The 25,358-nt window shown below is 63.5% G+C and carries 24 protein-coding genes and 1 pseudogene; 5 read left to right on the top strand and 20 right to left on the bottom strand.

Annotated elements, in window-relative coordinates; translation table 11 throughout:
- Positions 1 to 186 precede the first annotated feature (186 nt).
- From acpP to QQ992_RS07710, 6 genes are all read right to left on the bottom strand, one after another.
- Positions 187 to 423 (bottom strand): acyl carrier protein, encoded by a 237-nt coding sequence (acpP, locus tag QQ992_RS07735; protein ID WP_016715141.1) that lies wholly within the window; start codon positions 421 to 423, stop codon positions 187 to 189.
- A 202-nt stretch (positions 424 to 625) separates the two neighbouring features.
- Positions 626 to 1,366 carry a 3-oxoacyl-ACP reductase FabG gene (gene fabG, locus QQ992_RS07730; RefSeq protein ID WP_286112878.1) on the bottom strand — a complete coding sequence of 247 codons (741 nt, stop codon included), beginning with the start codon at positions 1,364 to 1,366 and terminating at the stop codon, positions 626 to 628.
- Between the two features lie 15 nt (positions 1,367 to 1,381).
- Complete coding sequence (gene fabD / locus QQ992_RS07725) at positions 1,382 to 2,320, bottom strand: ACP S-malonyltransferase (RefSeq protein WP_286112876.1); 939 nt, start codon at positions 2,318 to 2,320, stop codon at positions 1,382 to 1,384.
- 127 nt (positions 2,321 to 2,447) lie between these two features.
- A complete protein-coding gene (plsX, locus tag QQ992_RS07720; RefSeq protein ID WP_286112875.1) occupies positions 2,448 to 3,458 on the bottom strand; it encodes a phosphate acyltransferase PlsX in 1,011 nt (336 codons plus the stop codon).
- 3 nt (positions 3,459 to 3,461) lie between these two features.
- Positions 3,462 to 3,644, bottom strand: coding sequence for a 50S ribosomal protein L32 (gene rpmF, locus QQ992_RS07715; protein ID WP_003247154.1), 183 nt, complete (start codon positions 3,642 to 3,644; stop codon positions 3,462 to 3,464).
- A 13-nt stretch (positions 3,645 to 3,657) separates the two neighbouring features.
- Entirely contained in the window at positions 3,658 to 4,185 is a 528-nt protein-coding gene (locus QQ992_RS07710; RefSeq protein WP_286112873.1) for a YceD family protein, read from the bottom strand.
- A 96-nt stretch (positions 4,186 to 4,281) separates the two neighbouring features.
- On the opposite strand from QQ992_RS07710, the gene QQ992_RS07705 reads away from it, so the two are divergent.
- A complete protein-coding gene (locus QQ992_RS07705; protein WP_286112872.1) occupies positions 4,282 to 4,860 on the top strand; it encodes a Maf family protein in 579 nt (192 codons plus the stop codon).
- A 279-nt stretch (positions 4,861 to 5,139) separates the two neighbouring features.
- Here QQ992_RS07705 and QQ992_RS07700 read toward each other — a convergent pair whose 3' ends face one another.
- Genes QQ992_RS07700 through rluC form a run of 3 tightly spaced genes read right to left on the bottom strand, consistent with a single transcriptional unit; the run spans position 5,140 to position 7,770 of the window.
- The gene (locus tag QQ992_RS07700) at positions 5,140 to 6,129 is read right to left on the bottom strand and encodes a S49 family peptidase (protein ID WP_286112871.1); all 990 of its coding nucleotides are present in this window, start codon (positions 6,127 to 6,129) and stop codon (positions 5,140 to 5,142) included.
- 6 nt (positions 6,130 to 6,135) lie between these two features.
- Positions 6,136 to 6,810, bottom strand: coding sequence for an HAD family hydrolase (locus tag QQ992_RS07695; protein ID WP_016715134.1), 675 nt, complete (start codon positions 6,808 to 6,810; stop codon positions 6,136 to 6,138).
- A gap of 3 nt (positions 6,811 to 6,813) precedes the next feature.
- Positions 6,814 to 7,770, bottom strand: coding sequence for a 23S rRNA pseudouridine(955/2504/2580) synthase RluC (gene rluC / locus QQ992_RS07690; RefSeq protein ID WP_286112870.1), 957 nt, complete (start codon positions 7,768 to 7,770; stop codon positions 6,814 to 6,816).
- A gap of 796 nt (positions 7,771 to 8,566) precedes the next feature.
- Between rluC and rne the strand changes: the two genes are divergently transcribed.
- The gene (gene rne, locus QQ992_RS07685) at positions 8,567 to 11,728 is read left to right on the top strand and encodes a ribonuclease E (RefSeq protein ID WP_286112869.1); all 3,162 of its coding nucleotides are present in this window, start codon (positions 8,567 to 8,569) and stop codon (positions 11,726 to 11,728) included.
- Between the two features lie 114 nt (positions 11,729 to 11,842).
- Here rne and murB read toward each other — a convergent pair whose 3' ends face one another.
- The 8 genes from murB to QQ992_RS07645 all read right to left on the bottom strand — a co-directional run bounded on the left by murB (position 11,843) and on the right by QQ992_RS07645 (position 18,986).
- Positions 11,843 to 12,862: a UDP-N-acetylmuramate dehydrogenase gene (murB, locus tag QQ992_RS07680; protein ID WP_286112868.1), complete on the bottom strand. Its 1,020-nt coding sequence runs from the start codon at positions 12,860 to 12,862 to the stop codon at positions 11,843 to 11,845.
- Positions 12,859 to 13,323, bottom strand: a complete 465-nt coding sequence (locus QQ992_RS07675; protein ID WP_286112867.1) for a low molecular weight protein-tyrosine-phosphatase — start codon at positions 13,321 to 13,323, stop codon at positions 12,859 to 12,861. The genes murB and QQ992_RS07675 overlap by 4 nt, the downstream gene beginning before the upstream one ends.
- The gene (gene kdsB, locus QQ992_RS07670; protein ID WP_286112865.1) at positions 13,323 to 14,087 is read right to left on the bottom strand and encodes a 3-deoxy-manno-octulosonate cytidylyltransferase; all 765 of its coding nucleotides are present in this window, start codon (positions 14,085 to 14,087) and stop codon (positions 13,323 to 13,325) included. Before kdsB ends, QQ992_RS07675 begins: the two co-directional genes overlap by 1 nt.
- Positions 14,084 to 14,269: a Trm112 family protein gene (locus tag QQ992_RS07665; protein WP_003247142.1), complete on the bottom strand. Its 186-nt coding sequence runs from the start codon at positions 14,267 to 14,269 to the stop codon at positions 14,084 to 14,086. Before QQ992_RS07665 ends, kdsB begins: the two co-directional genes overlap by 4 nt.
- 44 nt (positions 14,270 to 14,313) lie before the next feature.
- Positions 14,314 to 15,315 carry a tetraacyldisaccharide 4'-kinase gene (gene lpxK / locus QQ992_RS07660; protein WP_286112864.1) on the bottom strand — a complete coding sequence of 334 codons (1,002 nt, stop codon included), beginning with the start codon at positions 15,313 to 15,315 and terminating at the stop codon, positions 14,314 to 14,316.
- Positions 15,315 to 15,749 carry an ExbD/TolR family protein gene (locus tag QQ992_RS07655; RefSeq protein WP_012271149.1) on the bottom strand — a complete coding sequence of 145 codons (435 nt, stop codon included), beginning with the start codon at positions 15,747 to 15,749 and terminating at the stop codon, positions 15,315 to 15,317. Before QQ992_RS07655 ends, lpxK begins: the two co-directional genes overlap by 1 nt.
- The gene (locus QQ992_RS07650) at positions 15,746 to 16,381 is read right to left on the bottom strand and encodes a MotA/TolQ/ExbB proton channel family protein (RefSeq protein WP_016391244.1); all 636 of its coding nucleotides are present in this window, start codon (positions 16,379 to 16,381) and stop codon (positions 15,746 to 15,748) included. The genes QQ992_RS07655 and QQ992_RS07650 overlap by 4 nt, the downstream gene beginning before the upstream one ends.
- A gap of 391 nt (positions 16,382 to 16,772) precedes the next feature.
- Positions 16,773 to 18,986 (bottom strand): DNA internalization-related competence protein ComEC/Rec2, encoded by a 2,214-nt coding sequence (locus tag QQ992_RS07645; RefSeq protein WP_286112862.1) that lies wholly within the window; start codon positions 18,984 to 18,986, stop codon positions 16,773 to 16,775.
- A gap of 142 nt (positions 18,987 to 19,128) precedes the next feature.
- Between QQ992_RS07645 and QQ992_RS07640 the strand changes: the two are divergent.
- Positions 19,129 to 19,635, top strand: a pseudogene (locus QQ992_RS07640) (DUF2062 domain-containing protein); the annotation flags it as partial.
- A 9-nt stretch (positions 19,636 to 19,644) separates the two neighbouring features.
- Here the strand turns inward: QQ992_RS07640 and QQ992_RS07635 are convergent.
- From QQ992_RS07635 to QQ992_RS07625, 3 genes are all read right to left on the bottom strand, one after another.
- The gene (locus tag QQ992_RS07635; RefSeq protein ID WP_019098550.1) at positions 19,645 to 20,424 is read right to left on the bottom strand and encodes an ABC transporter permease; all 780 of its coding nucleotides are present in this window, start codon (positions 20,422 to 20,424) and stop codon (positions 19,645 to 19,647) included.
- Positions 20,421 to 21,353, bottom strand: a complete 933-nt coding sequence (locus QQ992_RS07630) for an ABC transporter ATP-binding protein (RefSeq protein ID WP_016715124.1) — start codon at positions 21,351 to 21,353, stop codon at positions 20,421 to 20,423. Before QQ992_RS07630 ends, QQ992_RS07635 begins: the two co-directional genes overlap by 4 nt.
- A 133-nt stretch (positions 21,354 to 21,486) precedes the next feature.
- Positions 21,487 to 22,110, bottom strand: coding sequence for a glutathione S-transferase (locus tag QQ992_RS07625; protein ID WP_110740228.1), 624 nt, complete (start codon positions 22,108 to 22,110; stop codon positions 21,487 to 21,489).
- Positions 22,111 to 22,395: 285 nt separating this feature from the next.
- On the opposite strand from QQ992_RS07625, the gene QQ992_RS07620 reads away from it, so the two are divergent.
- Both QQ992_RS07620 and QQ992_RS07615 read left to right on the top strand, forming a co-directional pair.
- Entirely contained in the window at positions 22,396 to 24,843 is a 2,448-nt protein-coding gene (locus tag QQ992_RS07620; RefSeq protein WP_286112860.1) for an acyl-CoA dehydrogenase, read from the top strand.
- Between the two features lie 77 nt (positions 24,844 to 24,920).
- Positions 24,921 to 25,331: a PA2817 family protein gene (locus QQ992_RS07615; RefSeq protein ID WP_286112859.1), complete on the top strand. Its 411-nt coding sequence runs from the start codon at positions 24,921 to 24,923 to the stop codon at positions 25,329 to 25,331.
- The last annotated feature ends 27 nt before the right edge of the window (positions 25,332 to 25,358 follow it).

Below are 25,358 nucleotides of genomic sequence, written 5' to 3'. Positions count from 1 at the left end.
GTACTCTCCTTTTCTAATAACAGAGTCTCTTGCCATTGCATTCAAGCGCAGGAATGAAATGGCAACAGGCTCTTGGTGCGCGGTGAACGAAGCAGCCTTGAAAATGCGGGGCGCTCGCAAAGAAAAAACCGCACGCCAGCGAAGGCAGTGCGGTTTTCCCCGACAAGAAGCGTCGACTAAAGCGTCTTAGGCCTGGTGGGCTTTGACGTAGTCTACAGCAGCTTGAACGGTAGTGATCTTCTCGGCTTCTTCGTCAGGGATTTCGGTCTCGAATTCCTCTTCCAGAGCCATCACCAGCTCAACGGTGTCAAGCGAATCGGCACCCAGGTCATCAACGAAGGACTTCTCGAGAGTCACTTCTTCTTCCTTGACGCCCAGTTGCTCGGCGACGATTTTCTTGACGCGTTCTTCGATGTTGCTCATACCTAGGTTTACTCCTAATGGATATATGTCAGGCAGCTGGCCGGTGGCTAATTTTATAGAAAGACGTTCGCTTTTCAAGCGAAACGCACCTTCAAGCTAGCCACCCCACCCGCTGCCTGGAATCTGGTTGCAGCTTTATAACGGATTTTAGGCTCGCAGTATGACTCTTTTTTTACGAAATCCGTCACATTGAGTTGCAGTGTTACATGTACATCCCGCCGTTGACCGGCACGGTAGCGCCGGTCACGTAGCCAGCGCCGTCGGATGCCAGGAACGAAACCACCTTGGCGATTTCGTCGGCCTGGCCCAGGCGGCCCAGCGGAATCTGGGTCTGCAGGGCTTCGCGCTGCGCTTCTGGCAGCTCGCGGGTCATGTCGGTGTCGATGAAGCCCGGGGTCACCGAGTTGACGGTGATGCCACGCGAGCCCACTTCACGCGCCAGGGCGCGGCTGAAGCCTTCCAGGCCAGCCTTGGCGGCCGCATAGTTGGCCTGACCGGCGTTACCCATGGCACCCACGACCGAGCCGATGCTGATGATACGGCCCCAACGTGCCTTGGTCATGCCACGCAGCACGCCCTTGGACAGACGGTAGAGGCTGTTCAGGTTGGTGTCGATCACGTCGAACCACTCGTCGTCTTTCATGCGCAGCATCAGGTTGTCGCGGGTGATGCCGGCGTTGTTGACCAAAATGGCCGGTGCGCCGAACTGCTCGCCGATGGCGGCCAGTACCGCGTCAACGGACTCGGCGCTGGTCACGTTCAGTTCCATGCCGGCACCGGTGATGCCGTGCTCTTTCAGGGTGGCAGCGATGCGCTCGGCGCCGGACGCCGAAGTGGCGGTGCCGATCACGGTCGCGCCCTGGCGGCCCAGTTCGAGGGCAATGGCCTGGCCAATGCCACGGCTGGCGCCGGTGACCAGTGCAACTTTACCTTGCAGGCTCATGCAAGCTTCTCCAAATCAGGCCAGTGCCGCGCGGGTGGCGGCAACGGCATCAGGGGTGTTGAGGTTGTAAGTGGTCACGCCATCGGCGCAACGCTTGTTCAGGCCAGCCAGGACCTTGCCCGGGCCACACTCGACCAGGTTGACCGCACCGTTGGCAGCCAGGGTCTGCACACACTCCACCCAACGCACAGGCTGATACAGCTGCGCCAGCAGGTCGTGCTTGAGTGCATCGAGGTCGGCAGCAACAGCAGCCGTGACGTTCTGCACCACTGGAATTTGCGGGGCCTTCCACTCGATGGCGTTGACCGACTCGGCAAAACGCTCGGCCGCCGGCTTCATCAGGGCGCAGTGCGACGGCACGCTGACCGCCAACGGCAGGGCGCGCTTGGCGCCCTTGGCCTTGCACAGCTCCATGGCGCGATCCACGGCAGCCTTATTGCCAGCGATGACCACCTGGCCTGGCGAGTTGAAGTTGACGGCGCTGACCACTTGGTCTTCAGCGGCTTCGGCACAGATGTCAACGACCACAGCGTCGTCCAGGCCGAGGATGGCAGCCATGGCACCATGACCCGCCGGTACGGCCTCCTGCATCAGCTGACCGCGGCGCTCGACCAGGCGAACAGCGTCTTTCAGGGTGATGCTGCCCGCAGCGACCAGGGCGCTGTATTCGCCCAGGCTGTGGCCAGAAACGAAGGCTGGCTGCGCGCCACCCTCTTCCAGCCACAGGCGCCACAGCGCGATGGACGCGGTGAGGATGGCCGGCTGGGTCTTGTCGGTCTGGTTGAGTTGCTCTTCAGGGCCTTCCTGGACCAGCTTCCACAGGTCGTAACCCAGTGCTTCGGACGCTTCCTTGAAGGTTTCGATGATCACTGGCTTCTCGGCGCCGAGCTCGGCGAGCATGCCCAGCGACTGGGAACCTTGACCGGGAAAGACGAATGCGAGAGATGCAGACATTGAACAAGCCCTTATGATCTTGTCGTCGGATAGGGTGCGCCAGGCCCTGGGCCAGGCGCGGAATCTGAAAACTTGGATGGATACACAGACCAAGCGGTCACATTTAAGCACTTCACGGGCAAAATGCCTAAGGCAACAGGTCTTCGAGGCGCCCATGCAAGCGCTGCGGCAGGTTTTCCTGTATCTCGATCAACGCCCGCTGGATGGCACTCTGGAAGCCCTGCACGCCCGCCGAGCCATGGCTCTTGATGACGATGCCCTGCAACCCCAGAAAACTGGCACCATTGTGCCGCGCCGGCGCCAGGTCGGCCTGCAGACGCTTGAGCAGCGGCATGGCCACCGCCCCGGCCGCCCGCGACAACACGCCACCCTTGAACAATTGCTCGATGCGCGCAGCGATCATCGTCGCCAACCCCTCGCTGGACTTGAGCAGGATATTGCCGACAAACCCATCGCACACCACCACATCAGCCTCACCACGATACAGCCCGTCACCCTCGACAAAGCCCACGTAGTTAAGCCCACGGGCATTCTGCAACAGGCTGGCAGCCAGCTTGACCTGCTGATTGCCCTTGATGTCCTCGGTGCCGATGTTCAGCAGCGCCACCCGTGGACGATGCACACCCAGGGCCTGAGCAGCCACCGAGCCCATTACGGCAAACTGGTAGAGGTTTTCGGCACTGCAATCGACATTGGCACCCAAGTCGAGCAACTGGCAGTAACCCGCCTGAGTCGGAATCGCCGCCACCATGGCGGGCCGATCGATACCCGGCAAGGTCTTGAGCACGAAACGGGACAGCGCCATCAGCGCCCCGGTATTGCCGGCACTGACGCAGGCCTGAGCCTTGCCATCACGCACCAGTTCGAGGGCGATGCGCATCGACGAATCCGGCTTGCCCCGCAATGCCTGGGAGGGCCGCTCATCCATGCCGACCACCTCACTGGCGGCGACAATCTGCAGGCGCGCGCGATCCGCAGCCGCAAGGCCGCTGACAAGATCTTCCAGGAGGGAGGTTTGACCGACGAGGGTCAGGTGCAGCGAGGGAGTAGCAGAAAGGCAGGCAATGCTAGCCTGGACAATGCTGCGGGGACCGAAGTCCCCGCCCATTGCGTCGATCGCGATGATCTGAGCGGACAAGGATTACTCGTCAGCGCCCTTGTCGACCACTTTGCGACCACGGTATACGCCTTCTGGCGAAACGTGGTGGCGCAGGTGAACTTCACCGGTGGTTTTCTCTACCGACAGCGCGTTTTCCGACAGGGCGTCGTGCGAACGGCGCATGTCACGGGCAGAGCGGGATTTTTTGTTCTGCTGAACAGCCATAATTGATTAACTCCTAAACGTTTGGGTCACGCTTTAACTGCGCCAAAACACTGAACGGGTTGGACCGCGATACCTCGTCCTTGCTCGATTCGGGCTCGTCTGCGCCCGCCGGCTGCTGGCATTCTTCCGGATGATGAGCAGGCACGATTGGCAAGGCGAGCAGAAGCTCCTCCTCGATCAATGCCTGCAGATCCAAAGGATCTTCGCCCAGTTCCAGCACGTCATAGCCTTTCGGCAACGACTGGGTATTCGCACCCTCCTTCACCACGGCGTAAGTACATTCGCTGTGGATCGGCAGGGTGACCAGCTCAAGACAACGCTGGCAAACCATCTTGACCTCGACGCTCAGCTCGGTGTGGATAACCACCACGTGCTGTTCATCTCGTTCAAAATCGAACTTCGCCTGCACCGTACCGACATTGTCGGAAAGCGGGTCGCAGAGTCTTTCCAAATCAGCGAGTTGCAGCGAACCGTTAAGGGTTACGCCACGATCGGCTAATTTGCGCGGGTCAACGTGAGGTGGAATCGGGTCATTCAACATAGGCGCAGCATAATAGGGATGCCCCCCGCCCCTGTCAAAGGAAATTAGGCGGCATCGTGCGTGATAGAATTTGTTCAACTGATTCAGGAGTCTACCATGCTTCCTCTGCTACTGGCTTCCAGCTCTGCCTATCGCCGCGAACTGCTCGCACGCCTGCGCCTGCCCTTCACCTGGGCAAGCCCCGATATAGACGAGCAGCGCCTGGCTGATGAACCGGCGGTAGAGCTGGTTCGCCGCCTGGCCAGGCAAAAGGCCGAAGCCCTGGCGGGCAGCCACCCCGGGCACCTGATTATCGGCTCGGACCAGGTGGCCGTGCTGGGCGAACAGGTGCTGGGCAAGCCGCACACCTTCGAGCGGGCCTGCGAGCAATTGCTGGAGTGCAGCGGGCAGCAGGTGAGCTTTTTGACCGGACTGGCACTGTTGAATAGCGCCACCGGGCAATGCCAGGTGGATTGTGTGCCGTTTACCGTGACGATGCGTGAATTGAGCCGTGAGCGCGTGGAGCGTTATGTTGCGGCGGAACAGCCGCTGGATTGCGCAGGGAGCTTCAAGGCAGAGGGATTGGGGGTGAGTTTGTTCCAGAGCACGCACGGGTGCGATGCGAGCAGCTTGATCGGGCTGCCGCTGATTCGGCTGGTGGATATGCTGACCAAGGAGGGCGTGGTTATCCCATAGCCCGCCTTGAGATTTTTTGCGCCTGACAGATCGAGCGCCGCCCGCGCGGCGCATCGCGAGCAAGCTCGCTCCTACATCTGTTTCGGGCCAATTGCTCCTGTGGGATTTGCGCGCGCACACCTTGGTGCATGGCTAGATATTGCGTCTTACAGTCAAGGCGGTCGCGCGCGCTGGTACAGGCGATACTGGCCCGAAATAAATGTAGGAGCGAGCTTGCTCGCGATGCGCCGCGCGGGCGGCGCTCGATCTCACAAACACCACAAAACGCGCGACGAACCTTCAGCGCAACTGCGGCCCCTGGAACCCCATCCACATCGCCAGGTGCTCAGCCACGCTAGCCCCTACGCGCTTGGAGAAGCGGTCGAACGGCGACTCCTGAACGGTGAAATCCACCAACTCTTTCTCACCAACGATTTCACGCGCCACATAGCTGGCACTACCCAGCCCATCCACCAGCCCCAGCGCCTTGGCCTGCTCACCCGACCAGATCAGGCCGCTGAACAGCTCCGGATGCTCTTTGTCCTTCAGACGCTCGCCACGACCCTGCTTGACCATGGCAATGAACTGGTTGTGCGTGGTGTCCAGCACACCCTGCCAGAACCGGGTTTCATCAGGCTTTTCCGGTGAGAACGGATCAAGAAACGCCTTGTGCTCACCCGACGTGTAAGAACGCCGCTCCACACCCAGCTTTTCCATGGTACCGACAAAACCATATCCGGCCGCCGTCACACCAATAGAACCGACCAGACTCGCTTTATCGGCATAGATTTCATCTGCCGCACTGGCGATGTAATAGGCACCGGAAGCACCAAGATCCGCAATGACCGCATACAGCTTGATGGCCGGGTACTCGGCCCGCAAACGGCGGATTTCGTCATACACGTAACCCGCCTGCACCGGGCTGCCACCCGGGCTGTTGATGCGCATCACCACAGCCTTGGTCTTGCTGTCCTTGAACGCTTCACGCAAGCTCTTGACGATATTGTCGGCGCTGGCGGCCTCCTGATCGGCAATCACCCCGCGCACCTCGACCAGCGCGGTATGGCTGGCACTGCGCGACGCGGCCTTGTCCATGTCCATCAGCGGCGTGAACAACGCCAGGATGCCGAACAGGTAAACGAAGGTCAGCAGCTTGAAGAAGATGCCCCAGCGCCGCGACCGACGCTGCTCCTGCACGCTGGCCAGCAGGGTCTTCTCCAGCAGCTTCCAGCTTTTGCGCTCTTCACGCTCCTCGGGCTCGGCCTCGGGGGCTTTCCATTCGTCTGCCATACTTACCTACCTTGGAAGTGGAATTGCGGAACCAGCCAGCCACTCGCGCAACTGGGAAAAGTGATTGATGCACACCTGCGGGCCGAATTCGGCCAGCGCCTGCAGCGACATGGCGCCATAGCCCACCGCCACCGAATGCATACCGGCATTGCTGGCCATCTGCAGGTCGAACGCCGAATCTCCGACCATCAGCGCACGCCCGGGTTCGACGCCGCAATGGCCGAGGATTTCCTCAAGCATCAAAGGATGCGGCTTGCCACGGGTTTCGTCGGCGGCGCGAGTGATATCGAAGAACGCCTCCCAACCGTTGGCCTTGAGCACCCGGTCCAGGCCGCGACGCGCCTTGCCGGTAGCCACCGCCAGGCGGTAACCCTCGGCACGGAAGGCGTCCAGCGACTCGACAACGCCGTCGAACAACGGCGAAGGCTGCTGGTCCAGCGCCATGTAGATATCGGCATAGTGCTGACGGAAGGTTTCAACCTGCGCAGGCGCCAGGTGCGGGTACAGGGTATGAATGGCCTCGCCCAGGGCCAGGCCGATGATTCCCTTGACCGCCTCGTCACTGCTTTGCGCCTCGCCGGCACGATCGGCAGCGGCGTTCATGGCCTCGACGATGCGCCCGATGGAATCGGCCAGCGTGCCGTCCCAGTCGAAGATCAGTAGCTCATAGCCTTTTTTCATAGGTCAGGACGCACTCAGACGCTCAACGGTTTTCGCCCACACTTCATCCACGGGCGCTTCAAGCTGGAGCTCACCACCGTCCGGCAGTGGCACGGTCAGCGCGTAGGCATGCAGGAACAGGCGCTTGCCACCCAGCTCGCGGATTTCGCGACTGAAGTCTTCGTCACCGTACTTGCTGTCGCCGGCAATCATGTGCCCGGCATGCAAGGTGTGCACGCGGATCTGGTGGGTGCGGCCGGTGATCGGGCGCGCCTCGACAATGGTGGCGAACTCGCCAAAGCGGCGCAGCACGCGGAACAGGGTCAGCGCCTCCTTGCCCTCTTCGTTCACTTCGACCATGCGCTCGCCGGAGCGCAGGTTGCTCTTGAGCAAGGGCGCATTGACCTGCTTCTTCGAGGTGGGCCAGTGGCCGCGCACCAGCGCCATGTAGCGTTTGTCGACACCGTCGCCGCGCAGTGCGGCATGCAGGTGGCGCAGCATGCTGCGTTTCTTGGCGATCATCAGCAGGCCGGAGGTGTCGCGGTCCAGGCGATGCACCAGCTCCAGCTCCTTGGCGTCCGGGCGCAGTTGGCGCAGCGCCTCGATCACGCCAAAGCTCAGGCCGCTGCCGCCGTGCACGGCAATGCCAGCCGGTTTGTTCATCACGATCAGCGCCTTGTCTTCGTAGACAATGGCGGCCTCAAGGCGCTGCAGCAGGCCCTGGGCCACCGGCGCCGGCTCGTCACGCTCCGGCAGGCGGACGGGCGGCACCCGCACGATGTCGCCAGCCTGGATCTTGTACTCCGGCTTGACCCGCCCCTTGTTCACCCGCACTTCACCCTTGCGCAGGATGCGGTAGACCAAGGTTTTGGGCACGCCCTTGAGGGCCGTGATGAGGAAATTGTCGATGCGTTGGCCGGCAAGCTCCGGCGCGACTTCGATCAGCTGAACGCCGGAAGTCGGAGGGGTATTGGTCGTCATGGCGGGATCATAACAATTTTTTATGGAATTGAAGCACTTAATCATTGCTGCTATAGTCGCGAACGCCGCCAAAAGCGGCAGGCCAGCGGCACCAGGCTCTTTGCCGGCCCTGACCAACGCAATTCTCCAGGACGCGAGGCCGTCCTACGGGGTTTTCGCCAGTTTACCGAATTGCCTGGAATCGCCACCAGCGCTGTGTAGAGAAGACCGAAAAAAAACGACAAGTGCGGTGTTTCACCTGCTTACCCGATTCTTTTCGCTGCACCTCTGCCCGCCCCGTCGCTTCCACGCAACGCACGGCGAATGCTTCGGAAATACCTGCCTTGGACATGAATGGCGCCAGTGCAGTACCTGCACTGGCGAAAAATGCAACCCGTTGCGGATTCAGCGCGCGGCAGCACCCGAATTATCAGGGATACGTGCAGGGTGGAGATGCACAGCCCTCGGACCGTGTAGCACCGCGTCCGGCCACCAGCCCACTGACGGCTGGCGAGCGGATAAGGTCCTGAACAGATGCCCCCGGGCGTCCACGGCTGACGGTTGATTCCTCCTCCTGACTGAGTGCACAAGGCCCGCTTGGTTGATTCGGATTCCTATTCGAAGCCACCGGGGCCTTGTTGGCACCGCAGCAAACAGGACGCGTCGTCGCGACAACGGCAGGCTGGGCAACCGGCTGGTGCCGAACGTCGCTCGACACGGGGGTGGCCCGGCCACCCTTTGCGCACCTTGGCACCGACCATGAGACGTCGTGTGTGCCGAACGCCGTTTCCGGCAGCCCGGAAACCGACGGTACAACATGAAAAGAATGCTGATTAACGCGACTCAACCCGAAGAGTTGCGTGTAGCCCTGGTGGACGGCCAACGTCTCTACGACCTGGACATCGAGTCCGGTGCGCGCGAGCAGAAAAAGGCCAACATCTACAAAGGCAAGATCACCCGCATCGAACCCAGCCTCGAAGCCGCCTTCGTCGACTTCGGCTCCGAACGTCACGGCTTCCTGCCGCTGAAAGAAATCTCCCGCGAATACTTCAAGAAGGCCCCCGAAGGCCGCGTCAACATCAAGGAAGTGCTCAGCGAAGGCCAGGAAGTCATCGTCCAGGTCGAGAAGGAAGAGCGCGGCAACAAAGGCGCCGCCCTCACCACCTTCATCAGCCTGGCCGGCCGCTACCTGGTACTGATGCCCAACAACCCGCGTGCCGGTGGCATCTCCCGCCGCATCGAAGGCGAAGAGCGTAACGAACTGCGCGAAGCCCTGAACGGCCTGACCGTGCCGGGCGACATGGGCCTGATCGTGCGCACTGCCGGCCTCGGCCGCAGCAGCGAAGAGATGCAGTGGGACCTCGACTACCTGCTGCAACTGTGGACCGCCATCAAGGAAGCGTCCCTGGACCGCGCCGCGCCGTTCCTGATCTACCAGGAAAGCAACGTCATCATCCGCGCCATCCGCGACTACCTGCGCCAGGACATCGGTGAAGTGCTGATCGACAGCATCGACGCCCAGGAAGAAGCCCTGACCTTCATCCGCCAGGTGATGCCGCAGTACGCCAGCAAAGTGAAGCTGTACGAAGACAGCGTGCCGCTGTTCAACCGCTTCCAGATCGAAAGCCAGATCGAAACCGCCTTCCAGCGCGTCGTCGACCTGCCGTCCGGTGGCTCGATCGTGATCGACCCGACCGAAGCCCTGGTGTCCATCGACATCAACTCGGCGCGCGCCACCAAAGGCAGCGACATCGAAGAAACCGCCCTGCAGACCAACCTGGAAGCGGCCGAAGAAATCGCCCGCCAGCTGCGCCTGCGTGACATCGGCGGCCTGATCGTCATCGACTTCATCGACATGACCCCGGCGAAGAACCAGCGCGCCGTGGAAGAGCGCGTTCGCGAATGCCTGGAAGCCGACCGCGCCCGCGTGCAGGTTGGCCGCATTTCGCGCTTCGGCCTGCTGGAAATGTCCCGTCAGCGCCTGCGCCCGTCGCTGGGCGAAAGCAGCGGCATCGTCTGCCCGCGCTGCTCCGGCACCGGCATCATCCGTGACGTCGAGTCGCTGTCGCTGGCGATCCTGCGCCTGATCGAAGAAGAAGCCCTGAAGGACCGCACCGCCGAAGTCCGTGCTCAGGTCCCGATCCCGGTAGCCGCGTTCCTGCTCAACGAGAAGCGCAACTCGATTACCAAGATCGAACTGCGCACCCGTGCACGCATCATCATCCTGCCGAACGACCACCTGGAAACCCCGCACTTCGAAGTCCAGCGCCTGCGCGACGACAACCCGGAAGTGCTGAACAACCAGTCCAGCTACGAAATCGCCGCCTCCGAAGCCGAAGAAGCGCCGCAGCCGACCGCCACCCGCACCCTGGTACGCCAGGAAGCCGCAGTGAAGACCGCCCCGGCCCGCGCCAATGCGCCAGTACCCGCCGCCGCTGAAGAGCAGCAGCCTGCCGCACCGGTCGCCCCTGCCCCGAGCGCTCCGGAGCCAAGCCTGTTCAAGGGCCTGGTGAAGTCGCTGGTCAGCCTGTTCGCCGGCAAGGACGAGCCTGCTGCCGCACCGGTCGTTACCACCGCCGCCGAAAAACCGGCTGCCGAACGCAGCCCGCGCAACGAAGAGCGCCGCAACGGCCGCCAGCAAAGCCGCAACCGCAACGGCCGCCGCGACGAAGAGCGCAAGCCGCGTGAAGAGCGTGCCGAGCGCGCGCCACGCGAAGAACGCCAGCCACGCGAGGAACGCGCTCCGCGCGAAGAGCGTGCGCCACGTGAAGAACGCGCACCACGCGAAGAGCGTGCACCGCGTGAAGAACGCGCACCACGTCAGCCGCGCGAAGACCGCCGCAGCAACCGTGGCGAAGAGCGCGTGCGCGAACTGCGCGAGCCGCTGGATGCCACCCCGCCAGCCGAACGTGAAGAGCGTCAGCCACGCGAAGAGCGTGTAGCCCGTGAAGAGCGCGCGCCACGCGAAGAACGTGCACCGCGTGAAGAACGCGCACCACGCGAAGAACGCGCACCTCGTGAAGAACGCGCCCCACGCGAAGAGCGTGCTCCACGCCCACCACGCGAAGAGCGTCAGCCACGGGTAGCCGAAGAAGCAGCTGAACAGGCTGCCGAACTGGCCGAAGAGCAACTGCCAAACGAAGAGCTGCTGCAAGACGAGCAGGAAGGCACCGATGGCGAGCGCCCGCGCCGCCGTTCCCGTGGCCAGCGTCGTCGCAGCAACCGTCGCGAGCGTCAGCGCAACGCCAATGGCGAGCTGATCGACGGCGAAGAAGAAGGCAGCGAAGAGCAGCCACAACAGCACCAGGCCACCGAGCTGGGTGCCGAACTGGCCGCTGGCCTGGCAGTAACTGCCGCTGTCGCCAGCAGCAACATCAGTGCCGACGCCGAGGCCCAGGCCAACCAGCAGGCCGAGCGTGCTACCGCTGAAGTTGCCGTCGTTGCAGAGACCGACAACAGCGAAGCCACCCAGCCGGTTGAACAGGCTGAAAAAGTGGAGCAGGCCGAAGCGGTCGCCAAAGCCGAGGAAGTTGCCGTGGCCCCAGTGGTCGAGCAGCCTGTCAGCGAGCCGGTGGTCGTGGCCGAAGTCACTGCCGCGCCAGTGGTCGAAGTCGCCCCGCAGCCAGCCGTTGAGGAAGCACCTGCCGCCGAGCCGGTCGTGGTTGCCGAGGCGCCAGTGGAGGCCCCGGTGGTCGAAGCCGCTCCGGTTGTCGAGCAGCCTGCAGCGGTTATTGAAGCCCAGCCAGACGTTGTGGCCGAGCCTGCACCTGTGGTCGAGCCGGCACCGGTCGAAGCCCCGGCAGCGGTAGAGCCTGCTACTGTCATGCTGGCCAACGGCCGTGCGCCGAACGACCCGCGTGAAGTGCGCCGCCGCAAGCGTGAGGCCGAGGCTGCCGCCAAAGCTGCACAGGAAGCTGCTGCCGCCTCCGAGGAGCCAGCCCTGGAAGCTGCCGATGAGCACAAGCCTCATCACGGTTGATAGCCAAGGCTGAATGAAAAAGCCCCGCCAGTGCGAACTGGCGGGGCTTTTTCTTGGCCTTGAATTTTTCCTGTACCGGCCTCTTCGCGGCTAAAGGGCCAGACCGGCACTGAATCAGTACAGGTTAGGCTCCATCTCCAGCTCAACCCCGAACCGCTCCAGGATATCGGCCTGGATGCGTTGAGCCAGCGCATGCATCTGCGCCCCGCTCGCCTGGCCGTAGTTGACCAGCACCAGCGACTGCAAGCGATGAACACCCGCATCACCCTCGCGATGCCCCTTCCAGCCCGCCTGTTCGATCAACCAGCCCGCCGCCAGCTTCACCTGGCCTTCGGCCTGAGGATAAGCCACCACGCCAGGGTAATGCGCACGAATACGCTCGACCTGCGCGGCCGACACCACCGGGTTCTTGAAGAAGCTCCCGGCATTACCCAACTCCGCAGGGTCTGGCAGCTTCTCGCGGCGAATGCTGCAAATGGCATCACTGATCGCCTGGGCAGTCGGCTCGGTCGCGCCCTGCTCCGTCAGCCGCTGGCGCACCGGGCCGTAATCGAGATGGGCCCGCAGGGTATGGCTCAAGGCGAAGCGCACACGCAAGATCAACCAGCGGCCAGGGTTGCGCTTGAACACGCTGTCGCGATAACCGAAAGCACATTCCGCCAAACCAAACTCACGCAGCTCACCTGTCTCGCGGTCCAGCGCCGTCAGGCCGGCAAACACGTCCTTGATCTCTACCCCATAGGCACCCACGTTCTGCATCGGCGCGGCGCCCACGGTGCCAGGGATCAGGCTGAGGTTTTCAAGCCCGCAATAGCCCTGCGCCAGCGTCCACTGCACGAACGGGTGCCATGGCTCACCCGCCTCGGCCTCGACCACGATACGTTCGCCATCGTCGCTGAGCACACGGCGACCACGGCTGGCCATGTGCAGCACCAGCGCATCGATGTCACGGGTCAGCAGCAGGTTGCTGCCGCCGCCGATCACCAGCACCGGCAGGCCCTGCTGATGCGCCTGGCTCAGCGCCTGACGTACCTGCTGGTCATCCTGCGCCTGGCTGAAATAGCGGGCCTTCACGTCGATGCCGAAGGTGTTGTACGGCTTGAGCGATACCTGCTCCTGCCACTGCACTGTCATAGCCGCCCCTTGATTTCCAGCACCAGCGCCTGGCACGCCGCCTCGACCAGGTCCAGCACCTGCTCGAAGCCGCCTGCGCCGCCGTAATACGGGTCTGGCACTTCATCCAGCGCAGCCCCATAGCGGCGCAGGAACAAGTCAAGCTCGCCCACTGCGTTGTGCGGGCGCAGGGCGCGCAGGTCGCGCAGGTTGCTCTCGTCCATCGCCAGGACCAGGTCATATTCGGCGAAGTGCGCCGCCTTGACCTGCTGGGCACGCTGCTGCGAAAGGTCGTAACCACGCGCCAGCGCCGCCTTGCAGGTACGGCTGTCAGGCGCCTTGCCCACATGCCAGTCACCCGTGCCGGCAGACGCCACCTGCACCTTGTCCGCCAGCCCGGCGGCCTGCAATTGGTGGCGCAGCACACCTTCGGCAGTGGGCGAACGGCAAATGTTGCCCAGGCACACGAACAAAACGCGCATCAGGCCTCCAGCAAGCGCCGTACGCGCTCCAGGTCTTCAGGGGTATCCACACCCACGGCGGGCGCCTCGATGGCGTCCTCGACATGAATGCGCACGCCATGCCACAGGGCACGCAGCTGCTCCAGCGCTTCGGTCTGTTCGAGCCAGCATGGCCCCCAACCAACGAAGTCCTGCAAAAAGCCGACGCGGTAGGCGTACATGCCGATATGGCGGCGATACGGCACGCCCTGCGCCAGCACATTGCGGTCCTTGGCAAAGGCATCGCGAGCCCAGGGCAGCGGCGCACGGCTGAAGGTCAGGGCCAGGCCGTTCTTGTCACTGACCACCTTGACCGCGTTGGGGTTGAACACGGTTTCCGGCTCATGGATCGGCTCGGCCAGGGTGGCGATGCCAGCCTCAGGATGCGCCGCCAGGTTGGCAGCCACCTGGTCGATGATGACCGGCGGAATCAGCGGCTCGTCGCCCTGCACGTTGACCACGATGGCGTCAGCCGGCAGGCCCAGCTGAGCGGCCACTTCGGCCAGGCGGTCGGTGCCCGACTCGTGATCGGCGCGGGTCATCAGCACTTCGGCACCGAAGGCCTGGCACGCTTCGAGAATGCTGGCGTCGTCGGTGGCGATGACCACGCGGCTGGCAGCGCTTTTACGCGCCTGCTCCCACACATGCTGCACCATCGGCTTGCCGGCAATCGGCAGCAGCGGCTTGCCCGGCAGGCGCGTGGAGCGCAGCCGGGCGGGAATCACTACCGTGAAGTCCAGGCTCATTTGTCCAGACGCTCGTCGTCGGTCAGGGTGCGCGCCTCGCTTTCCAGCATGACCGGGATGCCGTCGCGGATCGGGTAGGCCAGGCCGGCGCCCTTGCTGATCAGCTCGGTCTTGTCGGCGCTGAGCTTGAGCGGGCCCTTGGTGATCGGGCAGGCCAGGATATCGAGCAGTTTGGTGTCCATTGGAGGCTTCCTTTAGGCCAGGTGGCCGGAAATTGAAAACGGGCTCAGGGCTTGCGCAGCAGGCGCTGCAGCTGGCTGTCGAACCAGGCACTGAACGCCGGGGTGGGCTGCGCCTCGACGGCCAGGTACCACCAGTCGTCAGCGGCGAAGGCTCGGCATTTCACCGCATCCTTCTCGGTCATGACCAGCGGCAGCGGCGGGCTGAACGCCAGGCTCTGGGCGCTGAACTGCGCATGGTCGGCGAAGGGGTGCGGCACCGGCTGCCAGTTTAGCCCCAGCAGGGTATTGAAGAAACGTTGCGGGTTGCCGATACCGGCCACCGCGTGCAGGCGCTGGCCTGCGGGGAAATGGTCGAGCGCGCGGCGCTCGCCGCTGCGCAGGTTGACCAGTGCGGACGGCTGCAGGCAGAAGCCAAAACCATCAGGCCGGTCTGCGCTGGCGCCATTGAACAGCACCGCATCGGCGTCGTTCAGGCGTTCAGCGGGCTCACGCAAGGGGCCGGCGGGCAGGCAGCGGCCATTGCCCAGGCCACGGGCGGCATCGATCAGCACCAGTTCCAGATCGCGGGCCAGGCGGTAGTGCTGCATACCATCGTCGCACAGGATCAGGTCGAGTGGCTCACTGGCCAACAGCGCCTGTACGGCACGGGAGCGGTCGGGGTCGATCATCAGCGGCACGCCCGTGCGCTGCACGATCAGCAGCGGCTCATCACCGGCCTGCCCGGCAGCTTGATCGGCCTGCACGCGCCAAGGCAACTGCGGCGGCTTGGCGCCATAGCCACGGCTGACCACACCCACTTTCAGCCCCTGTTGGCGGCAGTGTTCGATCAGCCAGAGAATCATCGGCGTCTTGCCGGTGCCACCGACGGTGATGTTGCCCACCACGATGACCGGCACCGGCGCCCGGTAGCTGGTACTTTCACCGCTGAGAAAACGCGCCCGTTTACGCGTGACCACGCGGCGGTACAGCGCCTCTAGCGGGCGCAGCAGCGCCAGCGCCGGGTGCCCCGTGTACCAGGCGGCGAGCAAACGGTCGGCGAAAGCCATCAAGGCGTGCCCTGGGCCGCCTCGACGGTGGTCATGCGCAACTGGCTGAAACCGAGCTTGCCGGCGGCATCCATTGCAGTGACCACAGCCTGATGCGGTGTCTTGCCGTCGGCGCTGATGGCAAGCGGCAGCTTGTTGTCGCCGCCCGACTCACGCTCGATGGCCTCGCTCAAGGTGGCCAGGTCGCTCTTGGGCAACAGGTGGTTGTTCACCGAGTACACGCCTTCGGCACTGATGGTGATTTCCACCAGCTTGCCCTGGTCGGCCGGCGCCTGCTCGGCGCTGGCAGCCTCGGGCAGCTCGACACGCAGCTGGGTCTCGCGGGTGAAGGTGGTAGTAACCACGAAGAACAGCAGCAGGACGAACACCACGTCGATCAGCGACGCCAGGTTGATGTCGACGTTCTCCCGCTGGCGATTGCGCCGAAACTTCACGCCTTGCCTCCGGCCACTTCCACTTCGCGGTCGCCCTGGATCACTTCCACCAGCTTGATCGCTTCCTGCTCCATGCCCACCACCAGCTCATCGATGCGGCGCAGCAGGAAACGGTGGAAGAACACGGCCGGAATACCGACCATCAGGCCTGCTGCGGTGGTCACCAGGGCCTTGGAGATCCCCCCGGCCAGTACGGCGGCGTTGGCGGTCATCTGCGAGCCCATGAAGGCACTGAAGATGTCGATCATGCCCAGCACGGTGCCCAGCAGGCCCAGCAGCGGGGCCATGGCGGCAATGGTGCCGAGGGTGCTGATGTAGCGCTCCAGCTCGTGGATGACGCGCGAGGCGGCTTCCTCGATGCACTCTTTCATGATTTCGCGGCCATGGCGCGAGTTGGCCAGGCCTGCGGCAAGGATTTCGCCCAGCGGCGAATCGGCGCGCAGGGCCTTGAGCTTGTCACTGGTCAGTTGCTTGTCCTTGATCCACATCCACACCTGGCCCAGCAGGTGCGGCGGGGTGACGCGACTGGCGCGCAGGGTCCACAGGCGCTCGACGACGATAGCCATGGCAGCGATGGAACTCAGAATGATCGGCAGCATCATCCAACCACCGGACTTGACCAATTCCCACACAGTAAACGCCCCTTCGGAAAAAGGCCGCCACTCTACCATAGGCGTGGCGAGGGCTCATCTGCCGGAGGTCAGGGAATTGGCGTTGAGGCTGACAGGTGCTTGCCGTTACAGGTTCAGCGCCTATGAGATCGAGCGCCGCCCGCGCGGCGCATCGCGAGCAAGCTCGCTCCTACATCTGTTTCGGGCCAATTATTCCTGCGCCATTTGCGCGCGCCCCCTTGGCGCATGGCACGAAATCGTGTCGTACAAACAAGGCGGTCGCGCGCGCCTGTCACAGGCGTGACTGGCCCGAAACAGATGTAGGAGCGAGCTTGCTCGCGATGCGCCGCGCGGGCGGCGCTCGATCTCATAGGCACTGAACATACAACGGCGTACACCTATCAGCCCCACCTTAATCCAGTTGAGCCCGCCAAAACCGCCGCTGCCCCCGAACACCTTCAACCTCCCCCTGCCGCCCCAGCACCAACCGTAACGCCCCCTCCACCGCCGTGTCATGTATCGCCACCCCATACCGCCGATAACGCTCCACCACCTGCCCATGCGGGTGCCCGAAGCTGTTGTTACGCCCCCGCGAAATCAATACCCCACGCGGTGCGGTAGCGCGGATGAACGCCTCGGTGGAAGAGCTGCGGCTACCATGGTGCGGCGCCTGCAACCAATCAATACGGGGTGTTTCAATGGTCGCCAGCCAGGCCCGCTCGGCGCCAGCCTCCATATCACCCGCCAGCAGCAAGCGCTCGCCCTGTGCCTCGACCAGCAGCACACAGGAGCGGTCGTTGCTGCTGCGCCCTTCAGCCCAGTGCCACAGCGAAAAGTGCACGCCATCCCATGCCCACTGTTCACCATTGGCACAAGGCTGCAACTCAACACCCTCCAGCGCCTCACCACCGATCACCTGTCTGACCGGCAAACCACGCCGAATTGCCCCGGCCCCACCCGCATGGTCGGCATGCGCATGGCTGATAACCATCAGGTCAAGGCTGCCCACCCCCAGCTTGTGCAAGGTCGGCAACACCACCCGCTCGCCCAGGTCACTGTCACCCTTGGCCGGCCCGGCATCGTAAAGCAGGTTGTGATGGCGGGTGCGCAACAGCACTGCCAGCCCTTGGCCGACGTCCAGTTGCCAGACTTCGACCTGCCCAAGCGGCACCGGCTCCCTTGGTACCCACAGGGCCAACAGCATCACGCCACCCAGCCCACGCAACGGCACGCCCCGAGGCAGCAGCACCAACAGCGCCCCCAGACAAACCAGTAACCAGGCCCACACTGGCAATGCTGACGGCATCCAGGCCGGGCGCTGTTGCGCCACCAACGCCAACCCTCGGAACAACAGGTCCAGCAGCCCGCCCGCCAGCCATAACAACGCCTCCCCTACCCCGGGCAATGGCAGCAGCACCGTGCCCAGCAGCGCCAACGGCAACACCGCCAGGCTGATCCACGGCACCGCTACCAGATTGGCCAACGGCGCACTCAAGCTCACCGGCAGGCCAGTCGCCAACAACGCTGGCAGCAAACCGATGGCGATGACCCATTGCGCCCGCGTCCAGGCTTGCCAGGGCCGCCAGCCCCCTAGCCGGGCACTGAAGCAATAGAGAAGCGTGGCGACTGCGGTAAACGACAGCCAGAACCCCGGCAACAGCGCCGCCAGCGGTTCGACCAGCAACACCACGACCAGCGCCAGCAACAGCGGCAACTGTGCGCCAAGGTGACGAAAACGCAGACGCCAGAGCAGCACCACGGCCAGCATTAGGCAGGCACGCTGCACCGGCACGCCCGCACCGGCCAGCCAACCGTAGGCCAGTGCTGCGGTCATAGCCAAGCCACACGCCCAGGGCAACCAGGGCAGCCGTGCAGGCCACCAACCCCAGCGCGCCAGCCCGGCAACCAGGCCATACAGCAAACCGGCGACCAGGCCGATGTGCTGGCCAGAAATCACCAGCAGGTGCACCGTGCCGGTGGCCTGCAACGTCTGCCAGTCCTCCCGGGCCAGGCCCGCCCCATCACCCAGCACCAGCGCCACCAACGCCGCCGTTCGGCCATTGGCCTCGACGGCGAGCAAGCGCTGACGCAGCGCATCGCGCCAACCACCGGTTACTGGCGCCAGCAACTGCCCCGCCTTGACCGTGCCCGTGGCACCCACCCGCCGCGCCAGCAGTTGCGCCTCGCGGTCCGGCCCATGCGGGTTCAACAGCCCGGCCGGGCGCTGCAAGGTCACGGCCAGCCGCCACTGCTCGCCCGCCCGCAGAGGCGGCCCACCGAACCAGCTCAGCTGCAGGCGCTGCGGCAGCTCGGCCCGCCGCGAGCGTGCCGCGTCCAGCTCGAAGCGCACGCCTTGTGCCGTTCGGGCCGGCAAGCCGACCACCCGCCCTTCCAGCCACAAGGTGCGGCCATCCAGGCCAGCAGCCAGGCGATCATCAAGGGCCAGCTGAGCAGACCCGCAAGCCCAACACAAACCCAGCAGAAAACAGCCCAACGGCCACACGCGGGTGAACAGACTGGCGACAGCGCAGGCAGCCAGCGCGATCAACCATCCGACCGATGGCAATACGGGGAGAAAGCCCAGGCACAACAGCCCGAGCGCGAGCGCAAACATCCCTGTGCGCATGAGGTAGAGCTCCAGAAGGCAAATCACCCTCTGAGGCATAGCCCAATTGCCGGCAACCCTTGCTCAACAATTGTCACAAACTCTAAACGAGGCTGAATCCGAATCAGGGCATACTGCCCGGATCAACGCTCCGGGAGCCTACATGCCGCGCCGACTTTTCAAACGCTACATGCCGGACCCGACCAGCATTCGGGAACACAAGTCCTTACGCTTTTTCGGCAAGCTGCTGCATGACCCGAACCTTTGGCACCTGAACCGCCATTCAGTGGCACGGGCCATGGGTGTGGGCCTGTTTGCGGCGTTGATCCCGATGCCGGCGCAAATGCTGCTGGCCGCCGCGCTGGCCATTCCGGTGCGCGGCAACCTGCCGATCGCCGTCAGCCTGGTGTGGCTGACCAACCCGCTGACCATGCCGCCGGTGTTCTTCGTCACCTACATGACCGGCGCCTGGCTGATGCAGGTGCCGCCGCGCACCCTGCCCGACGAGCTGACCTTCCAGTGGATCACCGACCAGCTGTCGACGCTGTGGCAACCCTTCCTGCTCGGCTCGGTGGTGTGCGGTGTGGTGCTGGGCATCGCCGGCTACTTCGCCACCATGCTGTACTGGCGCTGGTGGGTGGGCCGGCAGTGGCGCCGTCGCCAATGCCGGTGCAAGGCCTCAGGCCCGCATGCCGCGGCCGCTGACCAGCAAGCGAACGCACACCCCATAGAGCACCGCGGTGGCGACCAGCATGAAGGTGATCGCCGTGCCAATGCTGATATCCGACACCCCTAGGATGCCGTAGCGGAACGAGTTGACCATGTGCAGCACCGGGTTGGCCAGCGACACGGTCTGCCAGAACGGCGGCAGCAGGTTGATCGAGTAGAACACTCCACCCAGATAGGTCAGCGGCGTCAGCACGAAGGTGGGGATGATCGAAATATCGTCGAAGTTGCGCGCAAACACCGCGTTGACGAAGCCCAGCAGCGAGAAGATGGTGGCCGTCAGCAGCACCACAACCACGGTCACGCCCAGGTGATGCACCTGCAGGTCGGTGAAGAACATCGACAGGATGGTCACGATCACCCCCACCGCCAGCCCGCGCAGCACGCCACCCAGCACGTAGCCCACGAGGATGGTGTGCGGCGATACCGGCGACACCATCAGTTCTTCGATCGAGCGCTGGAACTTGCTGCCGAAGAAGCTCGACACCACGTTGCCGTAGGAGTTGGTGATCACCGACATCATGATCAGCCCCGGCACGATGTACTGCATGTAGGTAAAGCCGCCCATGTCGCCGATCTGCCGACCGATCAGGTTACCGAAGATGACGAAGTACAGCACCATGGTGATGGCTGGCGGCAGCAAGGTTTGCGGCCAGATGCGCAAGAACCGCCGCACTTCGCGGTAGACGATGGTGTTCAGGGCGACCCAGTTGGTGCGCAGTTCCACACTCATACGGCCACCTTCGACAGGTTTTTTTCCACCAGGGACACGAACAGCTCCTCAAGCCGGTTGGTTTTGTTGCGCAGGCTTTGCACCTCGATGTTCTGCAGCGCCAGCTGGCCGAACAGTGCGGTGATGCCAATGTCCTTTTCCACTTGCACCTCAAGGGTGTGCGGGGTCAGCAGCCTGCACGGGTAACCTTGCAGCACCGGCGCGCTGGCCAGGTCCTGCTTGAGGTCGAGCACGAAGGTTTCGACATGCAGCTTGCCCAGCAACTGGCGCATGCTGGTGTTCTCGACGATGGTGCCGTGGTCGATGATGCCGATGTTACGGCACAGCTGCTCAGCCTCTTCCAGGTAGTGGGTGGTGAGGATGATGGTGATGCCCTTCTGGTTCAGCTCGGTGAGGAAGCTCCACATCGAGCGGCGCAGTTCGATGTCCACACCTGCAGTCGGCTCGTCGAGGATCAGCAGGCGCGGCTCGTGGATCAGCGCGCGTGCGATCATCAAGCGGCGCTTCATGCCACCCGACAGCGAACGCGACTGCACATCCCGCTTGTCCCACAGGCCCAGCTGGGTCAGGTACTGTTCGGCGCGTTCCTTGGCCACCTTGGGCGGGATACCGTAGTAGCCGGCCTGGGTCACAACGATGTCGAAGGTTTTCTCGAACTGGTTGAAATTGAATTCCTGCGGCACCACGCCCAGGCAGCGCTTGAGCGCCGAGGGCTCGCGGTCCAGGTCATGGCCGAACACATTGACCGTGCCGCTGGTTTTGTTCACCAGGGTGGACAGGATGCCGATGGTGGTGGACTTGCCGGCACCGTTAGGGCCGAGCAAGGCGAAGAAGTCGCCTTCGGCAACATCGAGGTCGATGCCTTTGAGGGCCTGAAAGCCGTTGCCGTAGGTCTTGGTGAGCTGTCGGATGGACAGGGCGGAACTCATAGCGGGTCACTTACCGAAGAAAAAGGTGCAGGACACGCCAGGTAAAGTCACTGGCGCAGTGAGTGCGGCCATGGTGCAAGGCCAGGCCGCACAAGTACAGTCACATCTATTGATAATGACTATCGAAGCAGGGTCAGGTGAGCGCGGTCATCACCGCGGCCTGATAGGCCGGGCGCTGTTTCAGGCGCTCATACCAGGCTTCCAGGTGGTACATGGCCGGGCGCTCGATGGGCATTTCGAACCAGGCATAGATGAAGCTGCCCAGTGGGATGTCGCCCATGCCGATCTGGTCACCGGACAGGTAAGGCTGTTTGGCCAGGGTTTCGTCGGCGATGGCCAGCAACTGGGCGCATTGCTTGTGCGCGGCGTTGATCGCCACCCAGTCGCGCTGGTCTTCCGGGGTGCGCAGCAGGCCCCAGAACAACGGGCGGAACGGTGCGGCAAAGGATGAGGTGGTCCAGTCCATCCACTTGTCGGCCAGGGCGCGTTGACGCGGGTCTTCCAGGTACCAGCCCTGCTCGGCGCCGTATTCGGCGCACAGGTAGCGGACGATGGTGTTGGACTCCCACAGGGTCAGGTCGCCATCTTCCAGCATGGGCACCAGGCCGTTGGGGTTGCGGGCACGGTAGTGCGGCTCGTTGACCACGCCGAAGGCGCCGCCGGCGTCGATGGATTCGAAGTCCAGACCCAGCTCGTGGGCGATCCACAGCGCCTTGCGCACATTGCTCGAGTTCTTGCGGCCCCAGATCTTCAGCATGGCAACGTCCTTAATGAATGCGGAGGTGGTGCAGTCTACTCCAGACATTCGCCGCCTGTACCGGCCCTTTCGCGGGCAAGCCCGCTCCCACAGGAATACCGTTGGCTTGAAGATTGTGATGATCCTGTGGGGGCGGGCGTGCCCGCGAAGAGGCCGGCACAGGCAAACAAAGAACTGAAACTCCGGCAGCCACACCCTGTCACTGTTCTGAACCTGCCGTTCACAGCGTTGCGTCTAAGCTGTCTGGGACGGCTAAAGCCCCCCTGGTTCCAAGGAGGACCGATTATGTTGCTGTTGTGGTTGGTGGTGCTGGTAATCGGCGCGGCGTACCTCACGCACCGGCGCCTCGCGCCTTTGCAAATACTGGGCATCATGGCGGCCTATGTGCTGCTGATGGGCATTTTCAGCAGTGCGCCCGGCTGGCTATTGGCCCTGATCTGGATCGTACTGGCGCTCAAGATCGCCCTGGTGGCGCTGCCGGACTGGCGCCGCAAAGTGTTCACCGGCCCGGTATTCAGCTGGTTCCAGCGTACCCTGCCGCCCATGTCGCAAACCGAGCGCGAGGCAATCGACGCCGGTACGGTGTGGTGGGACGGCGAACTGTTCAGCGGCCGCCCCGACTGGCGCACCTTGCTGGCCTACCCGGCACCGAAGCTGACCGAGGAAGAACAGGCCTTCATCGACGGCCCCACTGAAGACCTGTGCGCCATGGTCAGCGACTGGCAGATCGGCCAGGACCTGGACCTGCCGCCCGAAGCCTGGGATCACATCAGGCAGCATGGCTTCTTCGCCCTGATCATCCCCAAGGAATACGGCGGCAAAGGTTTCTCTGCCTACGCCCACTCCCAGGTAGCGATGAAGCTGGCTACCCGCAGCGGCGACCTGGCCTCCACGGTGATGGTGCCCAACTCCCTTGGCCCGGCCGAACTGCTGCTGCACTACGGTACTGACGAACAGCGCAACCACTACTTGCCACGGCTGGCACGCGGCGACGAAATACCCTGCTTTGCCCTCACGGGCCCGCTGGCTGGCTCCGACGCAGGCGCCATGCCCGACACCGGTATCATCTGCAAAGGTCAGTGGGACGGCGAAGAAGTGCTGGGCCTGCGCCTGAACTGGGAAAAGCGCTACATCACCCTTGGGCCAGTCGCCACCCTGTTGGGGCTGGCGTTCAAGGCCTATGACCCGGACCATCTGCTGGGTGAGGAGGAAGAACTCGGCATCAGCCTGGCACTGATCCCCACCGACACAGCCGGTGTCGAGATCGGCAAACGCCACTTGCCGCTGGGCGCCGCGTTCATGAACGGCCCCAACAGCGGCAAGGATGTGTTCGTGCCGCTGAGCTTCCTGATCGGCGGCCAGGCCATGCTCGGCAAGGGCTGGATGATGCTGATGAACTGCCTGTCTGTTGGCCGTTCCATCTCACTGCCCGCCGTGGGCACGGGTGCTGCCAAGTACACCAGCCTGGTCACTGGCCAGTACGCCAACATCCGCGAGCAGTTCAACGTGCCGCTGGCCGCGTTCGAAGGCATACAGGAATCGCTGGCACGCATCGGCGGCAACGCCTGGCTGATGGACAGCGCCCGCCTGCTGACGGCCAAGGCTGTGGACTTGGGCGAAAAGCCTTCGGTATTGTCGGCGATTCTCAAGTACCACCTGACCGAGCGTGGCCGCGAATGCATCCAGCACGCCATGGACGTGCACGGCGGCAAGGCCATTATCATGGGGCCGAACAACTACCTGGGGCGCAACTGGCAAGGGGCGCCGATCTTCATCACGGTCGAGGGCGCGAACATTCTCTCGCGCAACTTGATGATCTTCGGCCAGGGTGCCATCCGCTGCCATCCGTTCGTGCTTAAAGAAATGGCTTTGGCAGGCCGTGATGACCGGGAGCAGGCACTGAAGGAATTCGACGACCTGCTGATGAAGCACATCATGTTCGCCGCCGGAAACGCGGCCACCACGCTGGTGTTCAACCTGGGCCTTGGACGCTTCGAGCCGGTGCCCGGTGATGCCTTGAGTCAAGGTTACTTCCGTGCCCTCAATCGACAGGCGGCCGCCTTCGCCCTGTTGGCCGACCTGTCGATGATGCTGCTGGGTGGCGCGCTCAAGCGCCGCGAACGCCTGAGCGCACGCCTGGGCGACGTGCTCAGCTATCTGTACCTGGCCAGCGCCGCGCTCAAGCGCTACCACGACCTGGGCTCACCCGAGCACATGCAGCCTCTGCTGCGCTGGGCCATGGAAGAAAGCCTGGGCCAGGCGGAAAAGGCCCTGGACCGGCTGGTCGACAACTTCCCCAACCGCTTTGTCGGTTGCGTACTGCGCGTGCTGGTATTCCCCTTCGGTCGTCGCCACACCGGACCAAACGATGAACTCGATGCGGAGGTAGCAGCGCTTATTGGCCGCAGCAAGGGCGATCCGGCCCTGGAGGAACTGCTTGCAGGCTGCTTCCGCCCTCAGGCCGATGGCGACCCAGTCGCGGCACTGCAGCGGGCCGCCGACTTGCTGGATGAAGCAGCCCCGTTGCACAAGGCGCTACACCAGGCTATCAAGGAGGGCAGGGTTCGGCCTGCACCCGGGCAATCGATAATCGATGCGGCAGTGCAAAGCGGTGCGCTGCAGCCTGGTGACGGGCAGCAGTTGCACGAGGCAGAGCACGCCCGCCGGGCAGTGATCGATGTGGATGCCTTCGACAAAGCGCAGTTGCTGCCCGCACCAGGCAAGGTACGCTGAGCAAGGGGCCGTTTTGCGGCCCCCTCCGTAACCCGCGTATACTCCGCCCCCGTTTCGACCACCCCGAGGACCACCCCATGGCCAACCCACACCTGGAATATCACCTGCAACTGCTCAACCACCTGCGTACCATCCTGGTGGCGCTGGGGGAAGCTGAACAGGTTCCAGAGGAAAGCCACGCCCTGTTCCTCGAACGCTTCGACGAACTGCTCACCCTGCTGCCGCAAAACCCGCTGGAAAGCCAATACCTGGGCCAGGACCTGATCTGCCAGGTGATTCAGCGCTACCCGCAAATCGCCCACCTGGTGCCGCGCGACCTGCTGTGGTTCTTCGGTGGAGACTGCCTGCATTACATGCCTGACGAGGAACTCGACCTGTACCAACGCCTCGAAGAGCGCCGCTACGAGGCGGATCAAAACGACGAGCCTTTCGACTGGCATCAGGAGAAGCAACTGCTCTCGTTGCCAAACGACTCTGCCAACCACTGACCTCCTCGACGGTCGCGCCTGACTTCA

The sequence above is a fragment of the Pseudomonas kurunegalensis genome (assembly GCF_030291635.1).
Taxonomy (GTDB): domain Bacteria; phylum Pseudomonadota; class Gammaproteobacteria; order Pseudomonadales; family Pseudomonadaceae; genus Aquipseudomonas; species Aquipseudomonas monteilii.
The sequence above is the reverse complement of the archived record's forward strand: the minus strand, read 5'-3'. Positions and strand labels throughout refer to the sequence as shown.

Coding starts and splice junctions, on each gene's coding strand:
- kdsB (WP_286112865.1), bottom strand. CDS start 14,087: ATGAGCCTGGACTTCACGGTAGTGATTCCCGCCCGGCTGCGCTCCACG.
- rpmF (WP_003247154.1), bottom strand. CDS start 3,644: ATGGCTGTTCAGCAGAACAAAAAATCCCGCTCTGCCCGTGACATGCGC.
- QQ992_RS07695 (WP_016715134.1), bottom strand. CDS start 6,810: ATGAAAAAAGGCTATGAGCTACTGATCTTCGACTGGGACGGCACGCTG.
- QQ992_RS07620 (WP_286112860.1), top strand. CDS start 22,396: ATGTTGCTGTTGTGGTTGGTGGTGCTGGTAATCGGCGCGGCGTACCTC.
- QQ992_RS07675 (WP_286112867.1), bottom strand. CDS start 13,323: ATGCGCGTTTTGTTCGTGTGCCTGGGCAACATTTGCCGTTCGCCCACT.
- QQ992_RS07615 (WP_286112859.1), top strand. CDS start 24,921: ATGGCCAACCCACACCTGGAATATCACCTGCAACTGCTCAACCACCTG.
- fabG (WP_286112878.1), bottom strand. CDS start 1,366: ATGAGCCTGCAAGGTAAAGTTGCACTGGTCACCGGCGCCAGCCGTGGC.
- QQ992_RS07705 (WP_286112872.1), top strand. CDS start 4,282: ATGCTTCCTCTGCTACTGGCTTCCAGCTCTGCCTATCGCCGCGAACTG.
- QQ992_RS07635 (WP_019098550.1), bottom strand. CDS start 20,424: ATGAGTGTGGAACTGCGCACCAACTGGGTCGCCCTGAACACCATCGTC.
- rluC (WP_286112870.1), bottom strand. CDS start 7,770: ATGACGACCAATACCCCTCCGACTTCCGGCGTTCAGCTGATCGAAGTC.
- QQ992_RS07630 (WP_016715124.1), bottom strand. CDS start 21,353: ATGAGTTCCGCCCTGTCCATCCGACAGCTCACCAAGACCTACGGCAAC.
- QQ992_RS07625 (WP_110740228.1), bottom strand. CDS start 22,110: ATGCTGAAGATCTGGGGCCGCAAGAACTCGAGCAATGTGCGCAAGGCG.
- acpP (WP_016715141.1), bottom strand. CDS start 423: ATGAGCAACATCGAAGAACGCGTCAAGAAAATCGTCGCCGAGCAACTG.
- fabD (WP_286112876.1), bottom strand. CDS start 2,320: ATGTCTGCATCTCTCGCATTCGTCTTTCCCGGTCAAGGTTCCCAGTCG.
- QQ992_RS07710 (WP_286112873.1), bottom strand. CDS start 4,185: ATGTTGAATGACCCGATTCCACCTCACGTTGACCCGCGCAAATTAGCC.
- murB (WP_286112868.1), bottom strand. CDS start 12,862: ATGACAGTGCAGTGGCAGGAGCAGGTATCGCTCAAGCCGTACAACACC.
- QQ992_RS07665 (WP_003247142.1), bottom strand. CDS start 14,269: ATGGACACCAAACTGCTCGATATCCTGGCCTGCCCGATCACCAAGGGC.
- QQ992_RS07700 (WP_286112871.1), bottom strand. CDS start 6,129: ATGGCAGACGAATGGAAAGCCCCCGAGGCCGAGCCCGAGGAGCGTGAA.
- lpxK (WP_286112864.1), bottom strand. CDS start 15,315: ATGGCTTTCGCCGACCGTTTGCTCGCCGCCTGGTACACGGGGCACCCG.
- QQ992_RS07645 (WP_286112862.1), bottom strand. CDS start 18,986: ATGCGCACAGGGATGTTTGCGCTCGCGCTCGGGCTGTTGTGCCTGGGC.
- rne (WP_286112869.1), top strand. CDS start 8,567: ATGAAAAGAATGCTGATTAACGCGACTCAACCCGAAGAGTTGCGTGTA.